A 22,255-nucleotide genomic window follows, 5' to 3' on the forward strand; every position below is an offset into this window, starting at 1 on the left:
TCGTATTATTGACGGCGTTCCGTTGCACCTATAGCCAAATCCTGCGGTTTTCCTCGGGAGGAACCTCCAAAACTCTTTTCTACAGTCTATGCCATCGTGCGGGTAACATGCATGTCGATGGCCGGTCGTTACTGCATGCGGACTATTTTTAAAAGAAGCATTTTTTTATTCATTGGGAGGAATCATGGCTTCGTTTCGAATGCTGTCGGGGGCCTTGGCATGTTGTATCATGCTGGCCGGCTGCAATGACTCAAACAAAACAGCGGGTACGGACGACGGGTCCGGAACCTTTGTCTCGTGCGCAGGCGCCCTTGTTGATGGCAAATGCGTCATCACGCCGGAAGTAGTTACGAGCGCCTGTGAGAAAGGCACATTGATCGACGGAAAATGCATTGTGACACCCGTCGCCGTCACCGTATGCCAGACGGGCACGCTGGCTGATGGCCAATGCATCGTCACGCCCGTTGTAGCCTCGGTATGCCAGACCGGCACCCTTGAAGGCGACAAGTGCGTCGTCAAGCCGGATGTGACCTTGGTATGCCAAACGGGAAAGCTCGAAGTCGACAAATGCGTCGTCAAACCCGATATCATTACCGCCAAGTGTGAGACGGGCACCCTCGAAGACGGAAAATGCGTCATCAAACCGAATGTGGTGACTAGCGCGTGTGAGAAGGGCACTCGTGTTGGCAACGAGTGCGTCGTCACCCCCGTTATGGTTACGCGGTGTGAATCAGGGACGCTCGACGGTGACGAGTGCATCGTTGTCAAGATTCCGCCCGTTGCCGATCCCGTCAATCGGGATGATGGCATCAAGCGTGTGGATTGGAATGGCAGCAGTGCCGAGATCACCACCACCGATTCGGTTTCGGGTCTGCGCAATTATCTACTAAAGACTAATCAAGACCGGTGGAAAGAGAAGACGACGGATCCGGACAGGCCCAAACAACTCAGCATCAAGGAACAAGCCGACGACCCCACGATTCGCACCGGCAGCCAGATGTTCGATGGCCTGTTTGCCCTGGCAATACAGGAAGCGAGGGAACTGACCGTCACCTCGATTAAGAACGAAGCGTACAACAACAAAGAGGCCATATCCTGTGGCGGCACGATCGGCTGCTACCAATCGGGAGAAAGGTGGACCTATGTTTGGACGCGCGATACGGCCTATGCGGTTGATCTTGGCCTGGCGCAGATCAACCCGCAGGCCGCCAAAAACAGCCTGTTATTCAAACTGTCAAAGCGTCGTAATGCAACGCAGACACTCGGCGCTGAGACGGCGGAAATCGTTCAGGACACCGGCAGTGGCGGAAGCTGGCCGGTCAGCACAGACCGCGTCGTCTGGGCACGAGCCGCTTTCGAGCTGCTCAAATATCTCGATGGCGATGATCGCACGCAATTCCTCAATGATGCCTACACGGGTATCCGCAACACGATCGAAAACGATCGTATTGCGGCCTATGACGCCCGCGACGGATTGTATCGCGGCGAAACCTCGTTCCTCGATTGGCGCGAACAGACCTATCCCAATTGGACGGAGAAAACGGTCGTGCACATTGCGATGTCGAAAACCCTGTCTACCAACATCAATCACTGGAAGATTCTCGATGTCGCAGCGAAATTGGCTGTCGAGCTGAACAAAACTTCGGACGCCACGAAATATGTCGGTTGGGCCGACGATCTGAAACAACGCATAAAGGATGATCTGTGGTTGAAGGATGCCGGCATGTTCAGCATGATGAAAACCACCGAGCTCGATCAGGCTCCGGTGCGTCGTTTTGAATTGCTGGGAGAGGCTCTGGCCATTCAGGATGGCATTGCCGATAAAGTTCAGACAACGAGTATTCTGCAGAATTACCCGCACACAGCTGCCGGCGCAGCGGTTGTCTGGCCACAGATGCGAGGTGTGAAGGTCTATCACAACAGGGCGATCTGGCCGTTCGTTTCAGGCTATCTGATCAAGGCCGCGGCCAAAGGGCATAATTCCGAGGTGGTCAATCGTAACTTCGATACACTTATCAACGGCGCAGCATTGAACCTGTCGAACATGGAGAATTTCGAATTCACCAATCTGGCGGTAACAGCGCCAAAGGACGAAGACCGCCCGGAAATCGATTCCGACAAGCAATTATGGTCGGTGGGCGGCTACATTGGTTCCGTGCTCGACGTTGTCTTCGGGCGTGACGCCGATACGTCGGGCATCCGATTCCAGCCTTTCATCACCAAAAAGATGCACAAAAACATCTTTAATGGTGCCCGTCAGCTGCAGTTGAAGGACCTCGTTTATCGCGGCAAGAAAATCACGGTAAAAGTGAATTTGCCGGCAGTTGGTACAAGTAATGATGGATATTACTCAATCTCAACAGCAGAATTGAACGGCGCACAGATCGATCGGAATAGGTACACACCCCCATCCGCTCTGAAGGATGACAAGGTTAATGTCTTTGTCATCAGCGTGGTTGACAACGCATCCGACGGCGGGACGGCACGCGTTGTCAACCCCAGCCAGTACTACGGCCCTGAACCCCTCAACCTTGGTCTAACCGCAGGCGACTGGGCAATAAAAAAAGGTGCGGACGGATTGAATAATTTGTCCTGGACGCCGCCGTCGTCAATATATCCTATTGCAATCAACGTTTACCGCAATGGAGAATTGGTTAAGGCCAACGTAATTGGTAACGAATGGAAAGACGATAAAAGCAAACTTGACAGTCAGACATTGTGCTATTCGCTGGAGGCGCAAATTACCAGTGGATTGAGGAACGTCTCGCAACGCACAAATCCTGCCTGCTATTGGGGCAATGACAGGCTGACATTTCTCAGCGCCGACATGGCAGTAAACAACATTGTTTCTGGCTCGCCGGCGCAACTGAAGGACGACCATGGCCGCCGTGCATGGTCGGACTGGGGCGTTCCTGGCGAGGAGCTGACATTCGCCTTCACGCCCTCAATTAGCGGTAGCTATCATGTTCTCCTACGCTACGGTAACGGCTTTGGCCCTGTGAATACCGGGGTAACAGCGGCAGTCAAGCAAATAGAGATAACGGGCGCTAGTCAGGCTCCGAGCAAAGGCGTCGTGGTCATGCCGCATTTGCCAAACTGGGATACCTGGGGCGAATCCACCCCTGCCACGGCAAAACTGACGGCCGGTACATCCTACAAAATCAAGCTTAGTGATTATTACAACATGTCCTATCTCGCCTCAAACTCAACCTACAGCGGCAGCGGTGGTGCGGGGGGCATATCGAACCGGGCCAATATTGCTGAGTTGATATTGCGGCGCATGGCCGATTGAGAATTACTGTCATTGTGATGTGCAAAAGAGATGGCCCTGCTCGGCCATCTTTTTTGAGCTCGGCCGCGACGATGCCATTTCTTGACCGTTTGATAAAAAATTTGACCTTCCGTGAAAATCTGCCATTCTTCCATACAGGTCCGGACGTACCGGCCATCGAAGACTGCTGATCCATGGGAACCGGACGCAGTCCAAACGAGGAGATGAGATTTCATGGGATCGATGGATTCTGGAATCCGTGACGTCAAAGCCGGGCGGCTTGCATCCGGCGCCTATGCGGAAGTGTTTGCCGATCTTCATCCGCCGCTAAGCCGGCACGAAGCCTTTGTCGAATCGGACCGGTGTTACTTCTGCTACGACGCACCATGCATGAATGCCTGCCCGACCGGCATCGATATTCCCCTGTTCATTCGCGAGATCGCGGCAGACAATCCTACCGGTTCTGCCAAAACCATTCTCTCCGAAAACATCCTTGGCGGCATGTGCGCCCGCGTCTGCCCCACCGAGACGTTGTGCGAGCAGGCTTGCGTACGCGAAGTGGCGGAAGGCAAGCCAGTGAAGATCGGCTTGTTGCAGCGTTACGCTACCGATCATTTGATGGCCAATGGCCAGCATCCCTTCAAGCGCGCCGAGCCTACGGGCAAATCCATCGCGGTCGTCGGCGCTGGACCAGCGGGTCTGTCCGCCGCCCACCGTCTGGCCATGCATGGTCACGATGTGACCATTTTTGAAGCGCGCCCCAAGGCGGGCGGCCTCAACGAATATGGTATCGCTGCCTATAAGAGCGTCGATGACTTCGCCCAGAAGGAACTCGACTTCATTCTCGAAATCGGCGGCATCTCCATCCAGAACGACAAGGCTCTCGGGCGCGATATCAGCCTTGATGCGCTGAGAGCAGGTTTCGATGCAGTGTTTCTCGGCATGGGGCTGCCGGGCGTCAACGATCTTGGCCTCGAGGGCGAAGACGCCGCCGGCTGTATCGATGCGGTGGATTACATTTCGGTGCTTCGCCAGAGCGATAATCTGTCAGAAATCCCTGTCGGCCGGGATGTCGTCGTCATCGGCGGCGGCATGACCGCGATTGACGTTGCGGTACAGACGAAACTGCTCGGTGCGGAGAATGTCATTATCGCATATCGCCGCGGCCCGGAAAACATGAATGCCAGTGATTTCGAACAGGAACTCGCGCTGAAGAATGGCGTGATCATTCGCCACTGGCTGCAGCCTCGCGCGCTGACCCGCAACGAACATGGCGAGGTTTGCGGTATAACGCTGGATTATACCGCCATGACCGACGGCCGCCTTGGCGTTTCAGGTGAGAGCATCACGCTTGCCAGCGATCAGATATTCAAGGCAATTGGTCAGACGCCAGCTGAGGCGGTGCTTGCCGAAGCGAATATCGCCCTCACCAGAGGACGTATAAGTGTTGACGATGAGGGACGCACGTCGATCCCGGGCATCTGGGCCGGCGGCGATTGTGTTGCAGATGGCGAAGATCTGACCGTCGCGGCCGTACAGGACGGCAAAATAGCGGCGGAATCAATTCACCGTACGCTGATGCAACAACCGGAAAAGGTCAGCGGCTTCGTCGAAGCTATCATGGCTGACAGTTCGGACGGCGCGTCGGTTCCGGAACAGCAACCGAATCATCCAAGTCATTTAGTCAGCTAAAGGAAACTGCCATGGCTGATCTTTCAACGAATTTCCTCGGCATTAAATCTCCGAACCCTTTCTGGCTCGCCTCTGCTCCACCCACGGACAAGGCCTATAATGTCGAGCGCGCCTTCAAGGCGGGCTGGGGCGGCGTTGTCTGGAAAACCCTGGGCGAAGAAGGCCCTCCTGTCGTCAATGTCAACGGACCGCGCTATGGCGCTATTCACGGCCCTGACCGGCGCCTGCTGGGCTTTAACAATATCGAACTCATCACGGACCGCCCGCTCGAAGTGAACCTGCGGGAAATGACCGAGGTGAAAAAGAAATGGCCAGATCGCGCCTTGATCGCTTCGATCATGGTACCCTGCGAGGAGGAAGCCTGGAAGGCCATCCTGCCACTGGTGGAAGCCACTGGCTCCGATGGCATCGAATTGAATTTTGGCTGCCCGCATGGCATGTCCGAGCGCGGCATGGGCGCCGCCGTCGGCCAGGTGCCCGAATACATCGAGATGGTGGTGCGCTGGTGCAAACAATATACCCGTATGCCGGTCATCACCAAGCTGACGCCAAACATCACTGACATTCGCAAACCCGCGCGCGCCGCCAAATCTGGCGGTACCGATGCCGTCTCGCTCATCAACACCATCAACTCGATTGTTTCAGTTGATCTCGATAACTTCGCCCCGAACCCGACGATCGATGGACGCGGCTCGCATGGCGGCTATTGCGGCCCGGCGGTAAAGCCGATTGCGCTGAACATGGTAGCGGAAATCGCCCGCGATCCTGAAACACGCGGCCTGCCGATCTCCGGCATCGGCGGTATCACCACATGGCGCGACGCGGCGGAATTCATCGCACTCGGCTGCGGTAATGTGCAGGTCTGCACGGCAGCCATGACCTATGGTTTCAAGGTTGTGCAGGAAATGATTTCCGGTCTTTCCGACTGGATGGATTCCCGCGGATTCCGCACCATCGACGATTTCCAGGGCCTCGCCGTGCCGAATGTTACCGACTGGCAGTACCTCAACCTGAACTACATCACCAAAGCGCGGATCGATCAGGAGCTATGCATCAAATGCGGCCGCTGCCATATCGTCTGCGAGGACACATCGCATCAAGCGATCACATCGATGGTCGATGGCGCCCGGCACTTCGAAGTCATCGACGAGGAATGCGTTGGCTGTAACCTTTGCGTCAGTGTTTGCCCTGTTGAAAACTGCATCACCATGGAACCGATGGTTTCAGGTGTTGATCCGCGCACCAAAATGCCGATCCAGCCGGATTACGCCAACTGGACCACGCATCCGAACAATCCGATGGCAAAGCTGGCCGCCGAGTGAGCGCCGGGTTCGATTAGGGGCTGCGACAGCGCATCTATTGACTGACAGGGGCGGAATATGAAAAGTCCGGCGCAGTGAAAATGCAGCAGGTAGCAACACCGTGATCCGCCATATTGTATTCTTCAGCGCCCGTGAAAAGAAAGACGTCGAGACAATCGTGAAGGGCCTCCGGCGCCTTGGTGAAATCCCTCACTCGACCGTTTTCGAAGTGATGCCAAATACCAAGACCGATCCGATTTCCGGCGAGATCGATGTCGTCGTCTATGGGGAATTCGAGAACGCCGAGGCGCTGGCGGCCTACAAGGCGCATCCAATTTACGGCGAAACGACGGCTGTCGTTCGGCCGCTACGTGAACTGCGCATTTCTGCGGATGTGGTGTCGACGCTCAGCTAGACCCAGCCGTGCCGGAAATGCTCTCGAGAATCGGACAATCCGGCCGTTGGTCGCCATGGCAATGCGCAACCAGATGTTTCAGTGTGTGCTGCAATTCGCGCAACTCGATAATCTTGCGCTCGATTTCCTGAAGCTTTGACTTTGCGATCGATTTGACGTCGGCACTCGCGCGGCTTTTATCCTCATAGAGCGCCAGCAGCTGGCGGCACTCTTCAACTGAAAACCCCAGCCCACGGGAGCGCTGCAGGAAGCGCAGCTTGTGCACATCCGACATGGAATAATCGCGATAGCCATTGTCCGCCCGATCCGGCTTCAGGAGGCCGATATCCTCGTAGTAGCGGATCGTTTTGGCTGGCAGGCCGGATTTGTCAGAAGCGTTACCGATATTCATGGAGACCTCACAATTTTATTGTCCGTAGCCGCAGCGCGTTCGCGATGACCGAAACGGATGAAAGGCTCATGGCTGCTGCAGCCAGCATAGGCGAAAGCAACAGACCGAATACCGGATACAGCACACCTGCCGCGACCGGCACACCAAGCACATTGTAGACGAAGGCGAAGAACAGGTTCTGCTTGATGTTTCGGATCGTGGCGGCGGCAAGATGGCGGGCGCGAACGATACCGTTGAGGTCACCTCCGACCAATGTTATCCCGGCGCTCTGCATCGCAACATCCGCTCCCGTACCCATGGCGATACCGACATCGGCCGCGGCAAGTGCAGGCGCATCATTGACGCCGTCGCCGGCCATCGCGACCTTGGCGCCTTTGGCATGCAGTGCATCGATGAGCTGTTTCTTGCCCTCCGGCAGCATATCAGCCCGGACCTCATCGATACCGAGCGCGCGCGCAACTGCCTGCGCCGTCACGGCATTATCGCCGGTTGCCATGATGACCTTCAGCCCCGCCTCGTGCAGCAAGCGAATTGCCTCCACGGCCGTCGCCTTGACCGGATCGGCAACCGCAACGATCCCGGCGGCCCTCCCATCGATCGCGATGAAAAGCGCGCTCTTGCCCAGCGCGCGCAAATGGTCGGCTTGCTCGACCAATTGTGAAACGTCAACGCCGATGTCCTGCATCATAGCCTTGTTGCCAAGCGTCACGCTTCTGGCGTTCACCGTTCCGGATACGCCCTTGCCTGTAGCTGCTTCGAAGCCGATGGCGTCGGCAAGCGTGAGATTGCGCGACTTTGCCCCTTCAACAATCGCTTCGGCGAGCGGATGTTCGGAGCCTTTCTCGAGGCTTGCAGCAAGAGCCAGCAATTCGTCTTCGGTGAAACCCGGTTCTGCAACCATATCAGTAAGCCTTGGCTTACCTTCTGTCAGCGTTCCGGTCTTGTCGACGATCAGCGTATCGACGGCGGCGAAACGTTCCAAAGCCTCTGCATCCTTGATCAGCACGCCCGCGTGAGCTCCGCGTCCGGTTGCGGTCATGATCGACATTGGTGTCGCCAGACCGAGCGCACAAGGGCAGGCGATGATCAGCACGGAAACGGCGGCGACGAGGCCATAGATCATGCTCGGCTCGGGTCCTACGAGTGACCAGACGATGAACGCGACGATAGCAACCAGCACCACTGCCGGAACAAACCAGGCAGCGACGCGATCCGCCAGGCCCTGGATCGGTGCGCGCGAACGCTGGGCCGAGGCGACCATGCCGACGATCTGCGAGAGCACCGTATCAGCGCCGACCTTTTCCGCTTTTATCATCAGCGTGCCATTGCGGTTGAGTGTGCCGCCGGTCGCGATGTCATGTTCGGTCTTTTCGACTGGCAGAGGCTCTCCTGTGAGCATGGATTCGTCGATCGAGGAGCGCCCTTCGAGTACGATGCCGTCTACCGGCACGCTTTCCCCGGGACGCACGCGCAGCCGGTCACCGGCAATTATCTCGTCCAGCGGCACATCCGTTTCTGTTCCGTCTTCGGCAACGCGCCGGGCCGTCTTGGGCGCGAGATCCAGAAGTGCGCGAATGGCGGAACCTGTGCGTTCACGCGCTCGCAGTTCGAGTATCTGGCCGAGGAAGACAAGCGTGACGATCACCGCCGCCGCTTCGAAATAAATAGGCACCGAGCCACCATGCATGCGGAAGGAATGCGGAAAAATATCCGGCAGGAACGTGGCGACGACACTGAAAGCGTAAGCTGTGCCTACACCAATGGCGATCAACGTCCACATGTTGGGGCTGCGGTTGATGAAAGAAGCCCAGGCCCGCTCAAAGAAGGGAATAGCCGCCCAGACAACGACCGGCGTTGCCAGCGCGAATTCCAGCCACGTAGCCAAACTTTCACCAATCCAGGCACGCAACGGCAAGCCGAGCATCGGACCCATGGTAATCAGAAGCAGAGGAACCGAACACGCAGCGCTGATCCAGAAGCGGCGTGTGAAGTCCACCAGCTCCGGGTTCGGCCCTTCATCGCCGGTCGGGATACCTGCAGGTTCCAGCGCCATGCCGCAGATCGGACACGAACCCGGACCATCCCTGATGATCTCCGGATGCATGGGACAGGTATATTGCGTCCCGGCGGGCATGGCTTTGGGCGCAGGCCGAGCGCCGAGATAATCCTGCGGCGCTTTCTCAAATTTGGCGAGGCAGCCGGCCGAGCAGAAATAGTATTTTTCACCTTCATGGCGCAGGAAATGTTTCGCGCTTGCCCGGTCTACTTTCATGCCACAGACAGGATCGATCGCCTCGAGATGGGCGTTCGGCTCCGTTATGAACTTGCTCTGACAGCCTGCGGAGCAGAAATGAAACAGCCGCCCGCCATGTTCGGCTGTCGGTTTGTTCGCCTCCGGGTCAACAGTCATCCCGCACACCGGATCGCGCACGATTAGAGCTTCCGCGCGTTTCTCCCCGCTGCAGCAGGAATCATCGTGGCTGGGATGGGGATGGTCGTGTTTCATGATGCAACTTTCGGTTATGAACCAGATAGTGCATCAAAGGTAATCTTTCCAGTAACTGGAAGGTCAAGAGGGTTCTTGGAGATGAAGAGCCTTTCCTCGAGGCGCCGACATGAACCCTCCCCCTTTGGGGGGGGGGCAGGGTTAAGAAACTGAGCTTAACCAGCCTGTGCCTGATCCGCCGCTTCCCCGCTCAACTGACCGGCTTCCCAACCAAGGATGGCCCGTTTACGGGTCAAGCCCCAATGATAGCCCGTCAGCGCCCCGGACTTGCCCACTGCCCGATGGCAAGGGACGACAAAACTGACCGGGTTGGCGCCAACAGCGGCACCTACGGCGCGCGAAGCCTTGGGAGACCCGATATCGGCGGCGATATCCGAATAGGCGACGCATTTGCCCATCGGGATCTTCAGCAATGCTTCCCAGACACGCAGCTGGAAATCCGTGCCGATCGTGACGACCTTGAGCGGCCTGTCGGCGCGCCATTCTGCCGGGTTGAAGATCCGCGCTGCATAGGGTGCAGTGGCCGCCAGATCTTCGACATAGGTCGCATTGGGCCAGCGCGACGTCATGTCAGCCAGCGCTTCGCGTTCCTTGCCCGGATCGGCGAAGGCAAGGCCAGCCAGCCCGCGATCCGTCACCATCACTAGCGCCAGGCCGAATGGCGAAATCAGAAAGCCGTAGCGGATTGTCAGCCCTGCACCGCGGGTCTTGTAATCGCCCGGCGACATGCCTTCATGCGTGACAAACAGATCATGCAGCCGGCTTGGTCCGGATAGTCCCGTCTCATAGGCTGTTTCGAGCAGCGGCATACCCTCGTCCAGCAGACGCCGGGCGTGATCGATGGTCACAGCCTGCAGGAAGCCTTTGGGAGAAAGGCCCGCCCAGCGGGTAAACAGCTTCTGCAGCGCGGTTGGCGACAGCCCGGTATCGCGGGCCAGCGTCTCAAGCGACGGCTGGTCGCGGTAGTCCTTGCTGATACGTTCGATGATATGGCTGACGATCGCATAATCGTCGCCGGTCGGGGTGATGTCTTTCTGAAGTATGGCATGTGGTTTCATGAGTTTTTACCTCTCTATTGAGGCTATATGACCACTCTGGGGCTCTTGTCGCCACCCGATTCTTGCAAGGTGTGGATTTACCGTCGCTTGGCTGTCGCAAGCGCCATCTGGAATGCGGAAGCGAAGCTTTCACGGTCATCGGGATTGAGAAACGAGCCGATCGCCACGACCTTGCCCTGTCCTTCGACCAGCATCGACGTGATGCCGATTTCCGCATGGCGGGCGACACTGAACCGCGTCCAGAAGGGATTGAATTCATGCAGTTTGGCCCGGCCTGACGGGGCTACCTGGCGGATTTGCAAGGCAATACGCGAAACGCTCACCTCTTCATGGGCTTTTGCCGACGTATAGTTCATCCGGAACGCGGTATAGACCAGAAGAACATCGAGTCCGAAGAAGCCAAAAACCGGCCAGGCACCAAGTGACAGAAAAAACAGCCCAGTGAGGAAGCTGCTGACACCCATCGTAGCCATCAGAATGAGAAAACCGGTTTGACCCAGCGAACGATGAGGCACGAGAAGCGCACGAAAAATTTCTTCCTCGTTTCGGCCCGCAGCGTCAAATGGGTTCATTGTTTGGCTCATGGGCTTTAAGTATAGATGCACCATGGAAAATCCCAAGCGTAAAATCGATGAAGATTATGTGAAGCCTGCTAAATCGGCCAAGGCGCGCAACGTTCCTGGCACGCGCTATACGGCTGCGGAAATCCATGAAATCTTCCGGCGTTTTTCGATCCAGCGCCCGGAGCCCCGGGGCGAGCTTGAGCACATCAATCCCTTCACCCTGCTCGTCGCCGTAGTGCTTTCAGCGCAGGCGACCGACGCCGGTGTGAACAAGGCGACGCGAGCCCTGTTCAAGGTTGCGGATACGCCAGAAAAGATGCTGGCTCTGGGCGAAGCAAAGGTCGGCGACTATATCCGTACCATCGGGCTCTGGCGCAACAAGGCGAAGAATGTCATCGCTTTGTCCGAGGCGCTCATCAACCAATATGGCAGCGTGGTTCCGGATGACCGCGACGAACTGATCAAATTGCCGGGCGTTGGCCGAAAGACGGCTAATGTCGTTCTCAACATGGCCTTCGGGCAATCGACCATGGCCGTCGATACGCATATCTTCCGTATCGGCAATCGGCTTGGCCTTGCACCCGGCAAAACACCGGAGGAGGTGGAGGCGCGTTTGATGAAGGTTATTCCTTCCGAATATCTCTATCACGCGCACCACTGGCTCATCCTGCATGGCCGCTATATCTGCAAGGCGCGCAAACCGGAATGCCCTTCCTGCATTATCGCCGATATCTGCAAAGCGGCGGAAAAGACCTCGGAAATACCGGCTCCGCTGGTGTCGCTGCCGCCACAAATTATCTGATCACAGTGGCTGGCGGCTCGGACTGCGCGACCGCCTTATGCAAATGCACCATCATCGCGGCGGCAAAGAGCGGGGTCAAAAGATTGAGGATCGGGATCGCCATGAAGGCGGCGATGACCAGCCCTCCCAAAAACACTGTCGTTGCATGTTTTGAGCGCAGCGCCTTGGCTTCCATTTCCGGGCGAAAGCGCATCGCGGCAAATTCGAAGAACTCACGGCCGAGCAGATAGCCGTTGACGACGAAGAAGGCGATGATGTTAACGCCCGGGATCAGCAGCATCAGCAAGGCAACAATATTGCCGAGGATAACGACGCCAAGGAATTTCACGGACAGGATCAATGATCGGACAGCGGGCAATGGCCGTCCTTTCGGATCGAGCGGATAATCTTCTTTTTCCACAACCTCCGCCACATCATCGAGGAACAGCCCCGCAACGATTGCCGTGACGGGCGCGATGAGCAGTGCAAGTCCAAGCGCAAGACCGATACTGGCGAAAAGGCCGGCAATGAAGCCGAGCCATCCAGCCCAGGACGGCAATTCCGGCAGCATCTGGTCGAAAAAAGGCCAGGCCAGCGCCTCGAACAGTTCCCGCAGACCGAACCATATGCCGATGAGCAGCAAAACAGTCAGTCCGATAGATTTCCACAGGACAGCACGAAACTCCGGGCGAAACAGATGATTGGCCGCAGCGCGGGCGCTTTCAACGATCATTTACGGGCGCTTTCCAAGGTTTGTGGGTTGCGGACATAGGGGCAGTTCACAGTCAAGACAAGGCAACACGCCAAAGAAGGGGTAGTCAACCGGCTGCCGACGCGCTAGGACAGGCGCCAAAATAACCGCCAACAGGTACCGAACAGTTCAATCCCGGAGTTTTCATGTCCAACTTTGACGTGCTTTGCATCGGCAATGCTATTGTCGATATCATCGCCCGCACCGATGATGATTTCATCATCAGGAACGGCATCATCAAGAACGCCATGAACCTGATCGATGCCGATCGCGCGGAGTTTCTCTACGAGCGCATGGGTCCCGCGATCGAAGCCTCCGGTGGAAGTGCCGGCAACACTGCGGCAGGTGTCGCCAGTCTCGGCGGGCGTGCAGCCTATTTCGGCAAGGTCGCAGACGACCAGCTCGGCCATGTCTTCATCCACGATATCCGCTCCCAGGGCGTAGCTTTCGATACACGCGTATTGAACGCGCCTCCGCCTACCGCGCGTTCGATGATCTTCGTCACGCCCGATGGCGAGCGCTCCATGAACACCTATCTCGGCGCCTGCATCGAGCTTGGACCGGAAGACGTTGAAAGCTCCAAGGTAGCGGAAGCCAAGGTCACCTATTTCGAAGGTTATCTCTGGGATCCGCCACGGGCCAAGGAAGCAATTCGCCTGTCGGCGAAGATCGCGCATGAACACGGGCGCGAAGTATCGATGACGCTGTCAGACCCTTTCTGCGTCGATCGCTATCGCGAGGAGTTCCTTGAACTGATGCGCTCCGGCACGGTGGACATCGTCTTTGCCAATGAAGCCGAGTTGAAATCACTCTATCAGACCGATGATTTCAAAACGGGCCTTGATCTCATCCGCAAGGATTGCAAGCTTGCAGCCGTCACCCGTTCTGAAAAGGGCTCCGTCGTGGTCTCGAAGGATGAGACTGTCGCAGTTCCGGCGATCGAGATTTCCGAACTGGTCGATACGACCGGCGCTGGCGATCTTTATGCCGCCGGCTTCCTGTTCGGCTATACGAACGGCCGATCCTTGACGGATTGCGCGAAGCTTGGTTCGTTGACCGCAGGTCTGGTCATTCAGCAGATCGGTCCGCGGCCGCAGCAGAATTTGAAAGCTGCAGCCGAACAAGCCGGACTACTTTGATTTGATATAACCCTCGCGCTTCAGCTCTTCCGACGTGCGACCGGGCCTGTGATATGTCGGAAGCGCCCAGCCGAAATAAAGCGCCCCTCCCCGCACGACAAACGCGGCGAGCGCTGCGACGAGCGCTGAAATCTCCGGCCCGACGGCGAGGCTGTGCAGCACTATGTATGTGACCGACCCGGCGAGGGCTGCGGTCACATAGATCTCGCGCCGCATCAGCACGGACGGTTCTCCGGATATGATATCGCGCAGAATTCCACCAAACGTCGCAGTCATGATTCCGGTAACAATCGCGATTGTTGAGTCGAAGCCCAGTGCGAGACTTTTGGCCGCGCCAATAACACTGTAGGCGGCAAGACCGAGCGCATCGAGCCAAAGCAGAACGCGGTAGCGCGATTCGAGCAGATTGGCTGAAAAGTAGACGAGTATGGCTGCCGCAGCGCAGACCATAAGATTTCCGGGATCCTTGACCCAGAACACCGGTACACCAAGGATCAAGTCGCGCAGTGTGCCCCCGCCGATGCCGGTGACAGCGGCGAGAAAGACGAAGGCGATAATATCGAGTTGGCGACGCGATGCCGCCAAAGCCCCGGTTGCAGCAAAGACGAATATTCCGGCATAGTTGAAGAGCTGGATCATGGTCATCGGCAGTTCCCCCTGCGCCGTTATTCTCGTTACGATAGTGCATGACCAGACAAAATGAAAAGAGCCACATTCCGCTTGGAAATGTGGCTCTCAAAGCTGATCTGACGATCGAATCAGGCGTCTTTTTCTGCCTGCGGATTGATCGGGCCAGGCTCAGGCTGACCTTCGGCAGATGCCTGTTTCGGACCGCCTTTTGATACGCCGACAAGCGCCGGACGCAGCATACGGTCACCGATGACGAAACCGCTCTGCGCAACCTGCAGTACCGTGTTGTGCGGCACATCCGCATTTGGAATTTCGAACATCGCCTGATGGAAATTGGGATCGAATTTCTGGCCCAAGGGATCGAGTTTCTTGACGCCATGACGCTCCATGGCCGACATAAGCGAACGCTCGGTGATTTCGACGCCCTCAGCGAGGGTCTTGAACCCGGCATCGCCACTTGCCAGCACATCGGCAGGGATGGCCTCCAAAGCACGCTTCAGATTGTCGGAAACGGAGAGCATATCGCGAGCAAAATTGGCGACCGAATAGGCACGCGCATCGTGGACATCGCGCGCAGTACGCTTGCGCAGGTTTTCCATATCGGCGGCAAGCCGCAACAACTGGTCCTTCAGGTCGCCGTTCTCGGCGCGCAATTTATCAAGCTCGGCCCAGTTATTGGCATTTGCCTCGATCTCGTCGTCCTGAGCGACGGCATATTCTTCAGCCTTGCGTGATTTGAGAAAATCATCGGCAGCGCGCTTCAGCGCATCGCGATCGCGCGGGTTCTTCAGGTCGCGCTGGTCGAGATCAGGGTTGTCGTGATTTTTCTTGTCTTCAGCCATGTATCCTGTCCATTCAATATTCATAAGTTGCGCTGGATATCGAGGTTTAGGCCATAAAAATCAAGTGCAAATGACCAGGTCGTAAACTCATAAATCTGGTAGAAATGGCGCCTGAAACGGCAAGAAGATGCGAGGAGAGACGCGAAGGGCGGGGTCTTTCCCCCATCCGAGCGGCTCGACACTGCAGCTTGCAGCCGTTTCGGCGTCGGGAGGATATGGTCCATCTTCCCGGCAACATCGTCGCAAAGGCTTGAAAATGGATAAACATTTCCATCGCCTTTGCTCCTTGTATCCGAAAACATGGCCTCATACCATTTCCATCAGATTTATGAGTTCACGACCTAGCGAAGCAGCCGCGAGACGAGCTGGGCGGTATAATCTACCATGGGTACGATACGCGCGTAATTCAGCCTTGTCGGACCGATAACACCCAGCGCTCCGATGATCCGCTGTTCGGAATCGCGGTAAGGTGCGATGACCAGTGATGAGCCGGAAAGCGAAAACAGCTTGTTCTCCGAGCCGATGAAGATGCGCACGCCTGGTCCGGCTTCCGCCAGATCAAGAAGCTGCAGCGTACCCTCCTTGGTCTCGAGATCATCGAAGAGGTGCCGCAAACGATCAAGATCCGCTTCAGCGTTGACGGACTCCAGCAGATTGCCCCGTCCGCGTACGATCAGTCGTGCCGGCTGGCCACCGCCATCGCCGCCCCATATCGCGAGACCCTGTTCGACAAGATGTTGCGAGAGGGCGTCGAGCGCCTGCTGGGTTTCTTCCTTCAGCCGGGCGATTTCCTGCCGCGCCTCTGTGATGGTGCGGCCTTGAATATGTGCATTGAGGAAATTCGAAGCTTCGATCAATTGCGACGGCGTCACGCCAATCGGCAGATCAATGACGCGGTTTTCGACGTCGCCGCTCTGCGTGACCAGCACGGCAAGAGCCCTTGTCGGTTCGAGCCTGACGAATTCGATATGCTTGAGCGCGCCTTCGGCCTTGGCCGCCAGCACCAGGCCTGCCCCGCGCGACATGCCCGAAAGGATCTGGCTCGCCTGCGTCAGCACGCTTTCGGCCGATTGCGTTTCCCCGGCCCTGACCTGTGCCTCGATGGAATTGCGTTCGGATTTGGAAAGGTCGCCGACTTCCATGAATGCATCAACGAAAAAGCGCAGGCCGATCTGGGTCGGCAAGCGGCCGGCGGATATGTGTGGCGCATAGACGAGCCCGAGATGCTCGAGATCGCTCATCACATTGCGGATCGTCGCAGGGGACAACGACACGGGCAGGATGCGCGACAGATTACGCGAACCCACCGGCTCGCCATCGCCGAGGTAACTCTCGACAATGCGCCGGAAAATATCGCGTGATCGCTGGTCGAGCGACTGCAATGTGTCCGGAACAACAGTCCTGTTCATCGTGCCTCAGCTTTTGCTTGTCAGACCTTGATATAAGCGTTCTCTGCGCAATCATCAAAGCCTTTAATCAAAGCCTTTGCTTCATCACTCCATCACGGTTAAAAGGCCGGGAACACATCAACAAGAGGTCTACCCATGCGTCACTCCAAGCGGGCCCCCGACGAAATGCGCGCCATTTCCTTTGAGCGCGGCGTTTCCAAACATGCCGAGGGCTCGTGCCTGGTCAAGTTCGGCGACACGCACGTCTTGTGCACTGCCAGCCTCGAGGAAAAAGTGCCAGGCTGGATGCGCAACACCGGCAAAGGCTGGGTGACAGCGGAATATGGCATGCTGCCACGCTCGACCGGCGATCGCATGCGCCGCGAAGCTTCCTCCGGCAAGCAAGGCGGCCGTACCCTGGAGATTCAGCGGCTGATCGCCCGTTCTCTGCGCGCGGTCGTTGACCTGCAGGCGCTCGGCGAAGTGCAAATCACGGTGGATTGCGATGTCATTCAGGCTGACGGTGGGACGCGCACGGCAGCGATTACCGGAGGCTGGGTTGCGTTACACGAATGCCTGCGCTGGATGGAAACACGCCAGATGCTCAAGGTCGAGAAAGTGTTGAAGGATCATGTCGCGGCCATTTCCTGCGGCATTTCCAATGGCACACCTGTGATCGATCTCGATTATCTCGAGGACTCGACCGCGCAGACAGACGCCAATTTCGTCATGACCGGCAAGGGTGGTATCGTCGAAGTACAGGGAACCGCCGAAGGCGAACCCTTCTCGGAAGAAGAATTGCTGTCGCTGATGGGCCTTGCCCGCAACGGCATCACTCGCTTGGTCTCCTTGCAGAAAATGGCCGTCAGCTAGGGTCAGAACCATGCAGCCCTCGGAAATATTGGAAACAGCGCTTTATGTGACCGATGTTGAGACGGCTGCGCGATTCTACGGTGATGTGCTCGGGCTTGAATGCATCCTGCGTGCTGGCGAAGAATCCGTGTTCTTCCGCTGCGGGCCGGGCGTGCTGATCCTGTTTGACGCGGAAAAACTGAAAGAACGCCCAAAAGGTGGTTTGCCGATACCCTCCCATGGCGCCACGGGTCCGGGTCATGTCTGCTTTCGCGCGACACGGGATGAAATTACCGAATGGAAATCCCATCTTGAGGCGCATGGCATTGCCATCGAAAGCGAATTCGACTGGCCGAATGGGGCGCATTCGCTGTATTTCCGCGATCCGTCGGGTAACTCGATCGAATTTGCTGAACCGAAACTGTGGAATTTGAAATGAAGACACTCGAAAAGGGCAAGCTGCTTGTCGCCAGTCACAACCAGGGCAAGATCGATGAAATGATCGACCTGCTTGGACCTTTTGGATTCGAAGTCGTATCGGCGAAGGATCTTGGGCTGCCGGAACCGGATGAAACCGGCACGACCTTTGAGGAAAATGCCTATATCAAAGCTTTCGCCGCTGCCAAGGCCACCGGTCTTGTCGCGCTCTCCGATGATTCGGGCCTTTGCGTCGACGCACTAGAGGGCAAGCCGGGTGTCTATACGGCCAATTGGGCGGAATTGCCGGATGGCAAGCGCGATTTTGCCCATGGCATGCAGAAGGTTGAAGCGGAGATGCAGCAAGCGGGTGCGAACGCGCCTGAAAATCGGGGCGGCCGTTTCGTTTCGGTTATTTGCCTTGCGTGGCCGGATGGCGAAGCCAACTATTATCGCGGCGAGGTGGAAGGCGAACTTGTCTGGCCACCGCGCGGTACCGCGGGTTTCGGCTTCGACCCGGTGTTCAAGCCGGAAGGCCACGACGTGACGTTCGGCGAAATGACGGCAGAACAAAAGCATGGCTGGAAGCCTGGTGACAAGGACGCGCTGTCGCACCGCGCCCGCGCCTTCCAGCATTTTGCCAAAGATTGTCTGGACGCCGGATGAACCAGTCCGACAGAGGCGAGTCCGGATTCGGCGTCTATGTCCATTGGCCGTTCTGCATGGCCAAATGCCCGTACTGCGACTTCAATTCGCACGTCAGGCATCAAGCTGTTGATCAACCGCGCTTTGCCGCAGCCTTCGCACGCGAAATGGCAACGATGCGGACCCGCACCGGCCAGCGCACGGTTTCGAGCATTTTCCTCGGCGGTGGCACACCCTCGCTGATGCAGCCGGAAACCGTGGCATCCGTTCTCAACGAGATTTCACGCAATTGGCATGTGCCAGACGATATCGAGATCACGCTCGAAGCCAACCCGACCAGCGTTGAAGCCGATCGTTTCCGGGGTTACCGCGCTGCCGGAGTGAACCGCGTTTCGCTTGGCGTGCAGGCACTCAACGATCCAGATTTGCGCCGCCTCGGACGGATGCACAATGTCGATGAGGCGCTAGCCGCGATCAAATTGGCGCGGGAGATTTTCCCCCGGCTCTCGTTCGACCTGATCTACGCCCGGCCCGACCAGACGATTGCCGCATGGCGCGACGAACTGGCGAAGGCCATCTCCTATGCAGCGGATCATCTGTCGCTCTATCAATTGACCATCGAAGAGGGCACGCCGTTCTATAACCTCTGGAAAGCCGGCAAACTGGTGACGCCGGATGGTGATCATGCAGCAACGCTCTATCAGGAGACGCAAGAGGTTACGGCCCGGTATGGCCTGCCCGCCTATGAAATTTCCAATCACGCTGCGCCGGGTGCGGAGTCGCAGCATAATCTCGTCTATTGGCGCTACGGCGAATATGTCGGGATTGGGCCGGGGGCGCATGGGCGCTTCATCGAGAACGGCACGCGAGCCGTGACCATCACCGAACGTCATCCGGAAACCTGGATGCAAAAGGTAGAAACCACAGGTCATGGGGTCCTCGAAGAAGAGTTTCTGACGCATGAACAGGAGGGCGATGAATTCCTGCTGATGGGATTGCGTCTCGTTGAGGGTATCGACCTTTCCCGTTACGAACGCCTGACCGGACACAGCGTCAAGGAGAGCCGCGTGATTTCCTTGGCCGAACAGGGTCTTATCGAATATATCGGCAACAGCCGCATACGCACGACACCCGAAGGTGCAATCGTGCTCAATGCGGTCATCGCTGATCTCGCAGCTTAGGGAAGAGACTTGTCTGAGGGGGAAGCAAAGGAGCGGGACTATCAGATCGGCAGCGCGTCGTTCCGCGCCCGGCCGCTGGAACCAGCGCTTTATATCGTGGCGACACCGATCGGCAATCTCGGCGACATGACCATTCGCGCGATCGAAACCTTGGCCGCTGCGGATGTCATCGCTTGCGAGGACACCCGCGTCAGCCGCGTTTTGCTTGATAGATATGGCATTTCGCGGCGTCCCTATGCCTATCACGAACACAATGCGGACATGGCGGGACCCAAGCTGATCGCGGCGCTGGTGGCGGGTAAAAGCGTGGCGTTGATTTCCGACGCGGGCACGCCGCTGGTTTCCGATCCGGGCGGGCGCCTGGTGCCGGAAGCCAAGGCAGCAGGTATTCGCGTCGTACCGATCCCCGGCGCATCGTCGGTTCTTGCGGCGCTCACGGCGTCTGGCTTGTTCAAGGATGCGTTTTATTTTGCCGGCTTTCTTTCGTCGAAACAAGGCCAGCGACGCGCCAAGCTTGAGCAATTGAAGTCGCTCGATGCGGCATTGGTGTTCTTTGAATCGCCCAACCGGGCGGCGGCGACCCTGACAGATATGGTCGAAGTGTTCGGCCCTGAACGACAGGCTTCGCTTTGCCGTGAGCTGACCAAGACCTACGAGACAATCGTCACCCTGCCACTCAAGGAGCTGGCAGCGGAATTCGACGGCGAAGACAGGATAAGAGGTGAGGTAGTGTTGGTCATCGCTCCTCCTCCGGAGGATGAGCACGTGCCTCGAACCGACGATGACATCGACGCGCTGTTGCGTGCACTCAGCCTTGAAATGTCTCCCGCCAAGGCTGCTGGTGAGGCCTCGCGCATGACCGGACGACCCAAAGGCGAGCTGTACCAACGGCTCCTGGCGCTGAAATGACAGAGCCTGGCAAGCGCCACAGGGCCTACCGCCGCGGTCATTCCGCTGAACGCCTTGCTGCCCTTGCTCTGATGCTGAAAGGTTATCGCATCATCGGCCGCCGCTATCGCACGAAACTCGGAGAGATCGACCTGATCGCACGGCGTAGGAATGTCGTGCTTATCGTCGAGGTCAAGGCTCGAACGACACTTGAACAAGCCATGGATTCGGTGAACGTTGTGACAATGCGCCGTATCGAAGCCGCCGCCGATCTATGGCTCGCGCGCCAGCCCGACCATTCCCACATCTCCCTTCGTTTCGATCTTGTTGCTATCCTGCCATGGCGCTGGCCCGTGCACGTGCCTGCGGTGTTTACAGCCTGAGGAGGCATAGCGTGACGACGCAAGAACTTGATCTCGAAAAGCTGCGCAAAACGGCAATCGGGGGATGCATCAAGGCCTTGGTGGTATTGGTGCTCCTGGTGCATGTTCCCGCATGGACATTCCGCTTCTGGCAGGGGTGGCTCTATCTGGTTGTCTTCACGCTTTGCATGTTCTGGCTGACATTCTATTTTCTCAAGCACGATCCGGCGCTTGTTGCCAGCCGGCAGAAAGCCGGGGCGGGCGCCGAGCGTGAAACCTCGCAGAAATGGATTCAGGGCGCGGCCAGCGTGATCGGCCTCCTGATGTACATCGTACCGGGAATAGAGCGGCACTTCACCGGACTGCCCTTGCCGGTTTGGCTCGTCGTCTTGGCTAACGTCCTTGTTGTCGTCGGATTCTGGATCATGTTTCTGGCCTTACGCGAGAATGGACACGCGTCGAGTATCATCGAGGTGAAATCCGGCCAGAACGTTATCTCCAACGGCCCTTACGCTTTGGTGCGTCACCCCATGTACTCGGGCGCAGTGGTATTTTTCCTGGCAACGCCTTTGGCGCTCGGCTCGCTATGGGCGCTTCCCGTTGCGATGCTCTTGAGCGTCGTCATTGCCATACGGTTGCTGGATGAGGAGCGCTATCTGAAAGCAAATCTATCGGGATATGACGCCTATTGTCGAAAGGTAAAGTCGCACCTGATCCCTGGTATCTGGTAAAATGCAACTGGCCGCCCTCGCATGAGCACGGCCAGTTGCTGTAGAGTTTTCTACTGTGCGGACATGTCCATGTACGCGACTTCCCAGACATGACCGTCGATGTCCTGGAAGCTGCACCCATACATGAAACCGAGATCCTGAATTGGCTTCCACGGCTTGCCGCCTGCGCTAAGCGCCTTGGCCAGCATGTCGTCCACTTCCGCACGGCTCCCGGCAGAAAGCGCGATCAATACCTCCTGCGCCTTGGTGGCGTCGCTGATATCGTTGTTGATGAAATCCCGAAACCGATCCTCCTCCATGAGCATCGCAAAGATGTTTTCCTCGATCACCATGCAGGCGGTCTTGTCGTCAGAAAAATCGGGATTGAAACTGAATCCCAAAGCGGCAAAAAAGGCCCGTGTGGCCTCTATCTTCTTGACTGGCAGGTTCACGAAAATCATGCGCATGAAAT

At 57.2% G+C, this 22,255-nt stretch carries 22 protein-coding genes; 13 read left to right on the forward strand and 9 right to left on the reverse strand.

Going from position 1 to position 22,255, the window contains the following annotated elements:
• Positions 1-184: 184 nt before the first annotated feature.
• From LB462_RS19545 to LB462_RS19560, 4 genes are all read left to right on the forward strand, one after another.
• Positions 185-3,292 carry a hypothetical protein gene (locus tag LB462_RS19545; protein WP_224511414.1) on the forward strand — a complete coding sequence of 1,036 codons (3,108 nt, stop codon included), beginning with the start codon at positions 185-187 and terminating at the stop codon, positions 3,290-3,292.
• A 213-nt stretch (positions 3,293-3,505) separates the two neighbouring features.
• The gene (locus tag LB462_RS19550) at positions 3,506-4,963 is read left to right on the forward strand and encodes an NAD(P)-dependent oxidoreductase (protein WP_224511416.1); all 1,458 of its coding nucleotides are present in this window, start codon (positions 3,506-3,508) and stop codon (positions 4,961-4,963) included.
• A gap of 11 nt (positions 4,964-4,974) precedes the next feature.
• Positions 4,975-6,285 carry an NAD-dependent dihydropyrimidine dehydrogenase subunit PreA gene (gene preA / locus LB462_RS19555; protein ID WP_224511419.1) on the forward strand — a complete coding sequence of 437 codons (1,311 nt, stop codon included), beginning with the start codon at positions 4,975-4,977 and terminating at the stop codon, positions 6,283-6,285.
• Positions 6,286-6,385: 100 nt separating this feature from the next.
• A complete protein-coding gene (locus tag LB462_RS19560) occupies positions 6,386-6,679 on the forward strand; it encodes a Dabb family protein (RefSeq protein WP_224511421.1) in 294 nt (97 codons plus the stop codon).
• Here the strand turns inward: LB462_RS19560 and cueR are convergent.
• The 4 genes from cueR to LB462_RS19580 all read right to left on the reverse strand — a co-directional run bounded on the left by cueR (position 6,672) and on the right by LB462_RS19580 (position 11,206).
• Entirely contained in the window at positions 6,672-7,070 is a 399-nt protein-coding gene (gene cueR, locus LB462_RS19565; RefSeq protein WP_224511424.1) for a Cu(I)-responsive transcriptional regulator, read from the reverse strand. The genes LB462_RS19560 and cueR overlap by 8 nt on opposite strands.
• A 7-nt stretch (positions 7,071-7,077) precedes the next feature.
• On the reverse strand, positions 7,078-9,576 hold the full coding sequence (locus LB462_RS19570; protein WP_224511425.1) for a heavy metal translocating P-type ATPase: 2,499 nt from the start codon (positions 9,574-9,576) through the stop codon (positions 7,078-7,080).
• A 155-nt stretch (positions 9,577-9,731) separates the two neighbouring features.
• Positions 9,732-10,634 (reverse strand): methylated-DNA--[protein]-cysteine S-methyltransferase, encoded by a 903-nt coding sequence (locus LB462_RS19575; RefSeq protein ID WP_224511427.1) that lies wholly within the window; start codon positions 10,632-10,634, stop codon positions 9,732-9,734.
• Positions 10,635-10,711: 77 nt separating this feature from the next.
• A complete protein-coding gene (locus tag LB462_RS19580; protein WP_224511429.1) occupies positions 10,712-11,206 on the reverse strand; it encodes a DUF2244 domain-containing protein in 495 nt (164 codons plus the stop codon).
• 34 nt (positions 11,207-11,240) lie between these two features.
• Between LB462_RS19580 and nth the strand changes: the two genes are divergently transcribed.
• Positions 11,241-11,999, forward strand: a complete 759-nt coding sequence (gene nth / locus LB462_RS19585) for an endonuclease III (RefSeq protein WP_370637226.1) — start codon at positions 11,241-11,243, stop codon at positions 11,997-11,999.
• On the opposite strand, the gene LB462_RS19590 is transcribed toward nth, so the two are convergent.
• Positions 11,992-12,711 carry a sulfate transporter family protein gene (locus LB462_RS19590; RefSeq protein WP_224511434.1) on the reverse strand — a complete coding sequence of 240 codons (720 nt, stop codon included), beginning with the start codon at positions 12,709-12,711 and terminating at the stop codon, positions 11,992-11,994. The two genes, nth and LB462_RS19590, sit on opposite strands and share 8 nt — an antisense overlap.
• A 164-nt stretch (positions 12,712-12,875) precedes the next feature.
• Between LB462_RS19590 and LB462_RS19595 the strand changes: the two genes are divergently transcribed.
• The gene (locus LB462_RS19595; RefSeq protein WP_224511436.1) at positions 12,876-13,868 is read left to right on the forward strand and encodes an adenosine kinase; all 993 of its coding nucleotides are present in this window, start codon (positions 12,876-12,878) and stop codon (positions 13,866-13,868) included.
• Here LB462_RS19595 and LB462_RS19600 read toward each other — a convergent pair.
• From LB462_RS19600 to hrcA, 3 genes are all read right to left on the reverse strand, one after another.
• Positions 13,860-14,513 carry a trimeric intracellular cation channel family protein gene (locus LB462_RS19600; RefSeq protein WP_224511447.1) on the reverse strand — a complete coding sequence of 218 codons (654 nt, stop codon included), beginning with the start codon at positions 14,511-14,513 and terminating at the stop codon, positions 13,860-13,862. The two genes, LB462_RS19595 and LB462_RS19600, sit on opposite strands and share 9 nt — an antisense overlap.
• A 113-nt stretch (positions 14,514-14,626) precedes the next feature.
• The gene (gene grpE, locus LB462_RS19605; RefSeq protein WP_224511449.1) at positions 14,627-15,340 is read right to left on the reverse strand and encodes a nucleotide exchange factor GrpE; all 714 of its coding nucleotides are present in this window, start codon (positions 15,338-15,340) and stop codon (positions 14,627-14,629) included.
• A 341-nt stretch (positions 15,341-15,681) separates the two neighbouring features.
• Positions 15,682-16,749, reverse strand: coding sequence for a heat-inducible transcriptional repressor HrcA (hrcA, locus tag LB462_RS19610; protein ID WP_224511450.1), 1,068 nt, complete (start codon positions 16,747-16,749; stop codon positions 15,682-15,684).
• Positions 16,750-16,884: 135 nt separating this feature from the next.
• On the opposite strand from hrcA, the gene rph reads away from it, so the two are divergent.
• The 7 genes from rph to LB462_RS19645 are packed head-to-tail and all read left to right on the forward strand — an operon-like array spanning position 16,885 to position 21,804.
• The gene (gene rph / locus LB462_RS19615; protein WP_224511452.1) at positions 16,885-17,601 is read left to right on the forward strand and encodes a ribonuclease PH; all 717 of its coding nucleotides are present in this window, start codon (positions 16,885-16,887) and stop codon (positions 17,599-17,601) included.
• A gap of 10 nt (positions 17,602-17,611) precedes the next feature.
• Positions 17,612-18,019, forward strand: a complete 408-nt coding sequence (locus tag LB462_RS19620; protein WP_224511455.1) for a VOC family protein — start codon at positions 17,612-17,614, stop codon at positions 18,017-18,019.
• The gene (rdgB, locus tag LB462_RS19625; RefSeq protein WP_224511458.1) at positions 18,016-18,663 is read left to right on the forward strand and encodes an RdgB/HAM1 family non-canonical purine NTP pyrophosphatase; all 648 of its coding nucleotides are present in this window, start codon (positions 18,016-18,018) and stop codon (positions 18,661-18,663) included. Before LB462_RS19620 ends, rdgB begins: the two co-directional genes overlap by 4 nt.
• Positions 18,660-19,823 (forward strand): radical SAM family heme chaperone HemW, encoded by a 1,164-nt coding sequence (gene hemW / locus LB462_RS19630; protein ID WP_224511460.1) that lies wholly within the window; start codon positions 18,660-18,662, stop codon positions 19,821-19,823. The genes rdgB and hemW overlap by 4 nt, the downstream gene beginning before the upstream one ends.
• Positions 19,824-19,832: 9 nt before the next feature.
• A complete protein-coding gene (gene rsmI / locus LB462_RS19635; RefSeq protein ID WP_224511462.1) occupies positions 19,833-20,732 on the forward strand; it encodes a 16S rRNA (cytidine(1402)-2'-O)-methyltransferase in 900 nt (299 codons plus the stop codon).
• Complete coding sequence (locus LB462_RS19640; protein WP_224511463.1) at positions 20,729-21,094, forward strand: YraN family protein; 366 nt, start codon at positions 20,729-20,731, stop codon at positions 21,092-21,094. Before rsmI ends, LB462_RS19640 begins: the two co-directional genes overlap by 4 nt.
• A gap of 11 nt (positions 21,095-21,105) precedes the next feature.
• A complete protein-coding gene (locus LB462_RS19645; RefSeq protein ID WP_224511465.1) occupies positions 21,106-21,804 on the forward strand; it encodes a methyltransferase family protein in 699 nt (232 codons plus the stop codon).
• 50 nt (positions 21,805-21,854) lie between these two features.
• Here LB462_RS19645 and LB462_RS19650 read toward each other — a convergent pair whose 3' ends face one another.
• Positions 21,855-22,250, reverse strand: a complete 396-nt coding sequence (locus LB462_RS19650) for a VOC family protein (protein ID WP_224511467.1) — start codon at positions 22,248-22,250, stop codon at positions 21,855-21,857.
• Positions 22,251-22,255: the final 5 nt, after the last annotated feature.

The organism is Phyllobacterium chamaecytisi (assembly GCF_020164455.1).
GTDB lineage: Bacteria > Pseudomonadota > Alphaproteobacteria > Rhizobiales > Rhizobiaceae > Phyllobacterium > Phyllobacterium chamaecytisi.

What these genes read in the sequence shown, in the direction of transcription:
- LB462_RS19545 (WP_224511414.1), top strand. Translation starts at nt 185, where the DNA reads ATGGCTTCGTTTCGAATGCTGTCGGGGGCCTTGGCATGTTGTATCATG.
- LB462_RS19550 (WP_224511416.1), top strand. Translation starts at nt 3,506, where the DNA reads ATGGGATCGATGGATTCTGGAATCCGTGACGTCAAAGCCGGGCGGCTT.
- preA (WP_224511419.1), top strand. Translation starts at nt 4,975, where the DNA reads ATGGCTGATCTTTCAACGAATTTCCTCGGCATTAAATCTCCGAACCCT.
- cueR (WP_224511424.1), bottom strand. Translation starts at nt 7,070, where the DNA reads ATGAATATCGGTAACGCTTCTGACAAATCCGGCCTGCCAGCCAAAACG.
- LB462_RS19570 (WP_224511425.1), bottom strand. Translation starts at nt 9,576, where the DNA reads ATGAAACACGACCATCCCCATCCCAGCCACGATGATTCCTGCTGCAGC.
- LB462_RS19575 (WP_224511427.1), bottom strand. Translation starts at nt 10,634, where the DNA reads ATGAAACCACATGCCATACTTCAGAAAGACATCACCCCGACCGGCGAC.
- LB462_RS19580 (WP_224511429.1), bottom strand. Translation starts at nt 11,206, where the DNA reads ATGAACCCATTTGACGCTGCGGGCCGAAACGAGGAAGAAATTTTTCGT.
- nth (WP_370637226.1), top strand. Translation starts at nt 11,241, where the DNA reads ATGGAAAATCCCAAGCGTAAAATCGATGAAGATTATGTGAAGCCTGCT.
- LB462_RS19590 (WP_224511434.1), bottom strand. Translation starts at nt 12,711, where the DNA reads ATGATCGTTGAAAGCGCCCGCGCTGCGGCCAATCATCTGTTTCGCCCG.
- LB462_RS19595 (WP_224511436.1), top strand. Translation starts at nt 12,876, where the DNA reads ATGTCCAACTTTGACGTGCTTTGCATCGGCAATGCTATTGTCGATATC.
- LB462_RS19600 (WP_224511447.1), bottom strand. Translation starts at nt 14,513, where the DNA reads ATGACCATGATCCAGCTCTTCAACTATGCCGGAATATTCGTCTTTGCT.
- grpE (WP_224511449.1), bottom strand. Translation starts at nt 15,340, where the DNA reads ATGGCTGAAGACAAGAAAAATCACGACAACCCTGATCTCGACCAGCGC.
- hrcA (WP_224511450.1), bottom strand. Translation starts at nt 16,749, where the DNA reads ATGAACAGGACTGTTGTTCCGGACACATTGCAGTCGCTCGACCAGCGA.
- rph (WP_224511452.1), top strand. Translation starts at nt 16,885, where the DNA reads ATGCGTCACTCCAAGCGGGCCCCCGACGAAATGCGCGCCATTTCCTTT.
- LB462_RS19620 (WP_224511455.1), top strand. Translation starts at nt 17,612, where the DNA reads ATGCAGCCCTCGGAAATATTGGAAACAGCGCTTTATGTGACCGATGTT.
- rdgB (WP_224511458.1), top strand. Translation starts at nt 18,016, where the DNA reads ATGAAGACACTCGAAAAGGGCAAGCTGCTTGTCGCCAGTCACAACCAG.
- hemW (WP_224511460.1), top strand. Translation starts at nt 18,660, where the DNA reads ATGAACCAGTCCGACAGAGGCGAGTCCGGATTCGGCGTCTATGTCCAT.
- LB462_RS19640 (WP_224511463.1), top strand. Translation starts at nt 20,729, where the DNA reads ATGACAGAGCCTGGCAAGCGCCACAGGGCCTACCGCCGCGGTCATTCC.
- LB462_RS19650 (WP_224511467.1), bottom strand. Translation starts at nt 22,250, where the DNA reads ATGCGCATGATTTTCGTGAACCTGCCAGTCAAGAAGATAGAGGCCACA.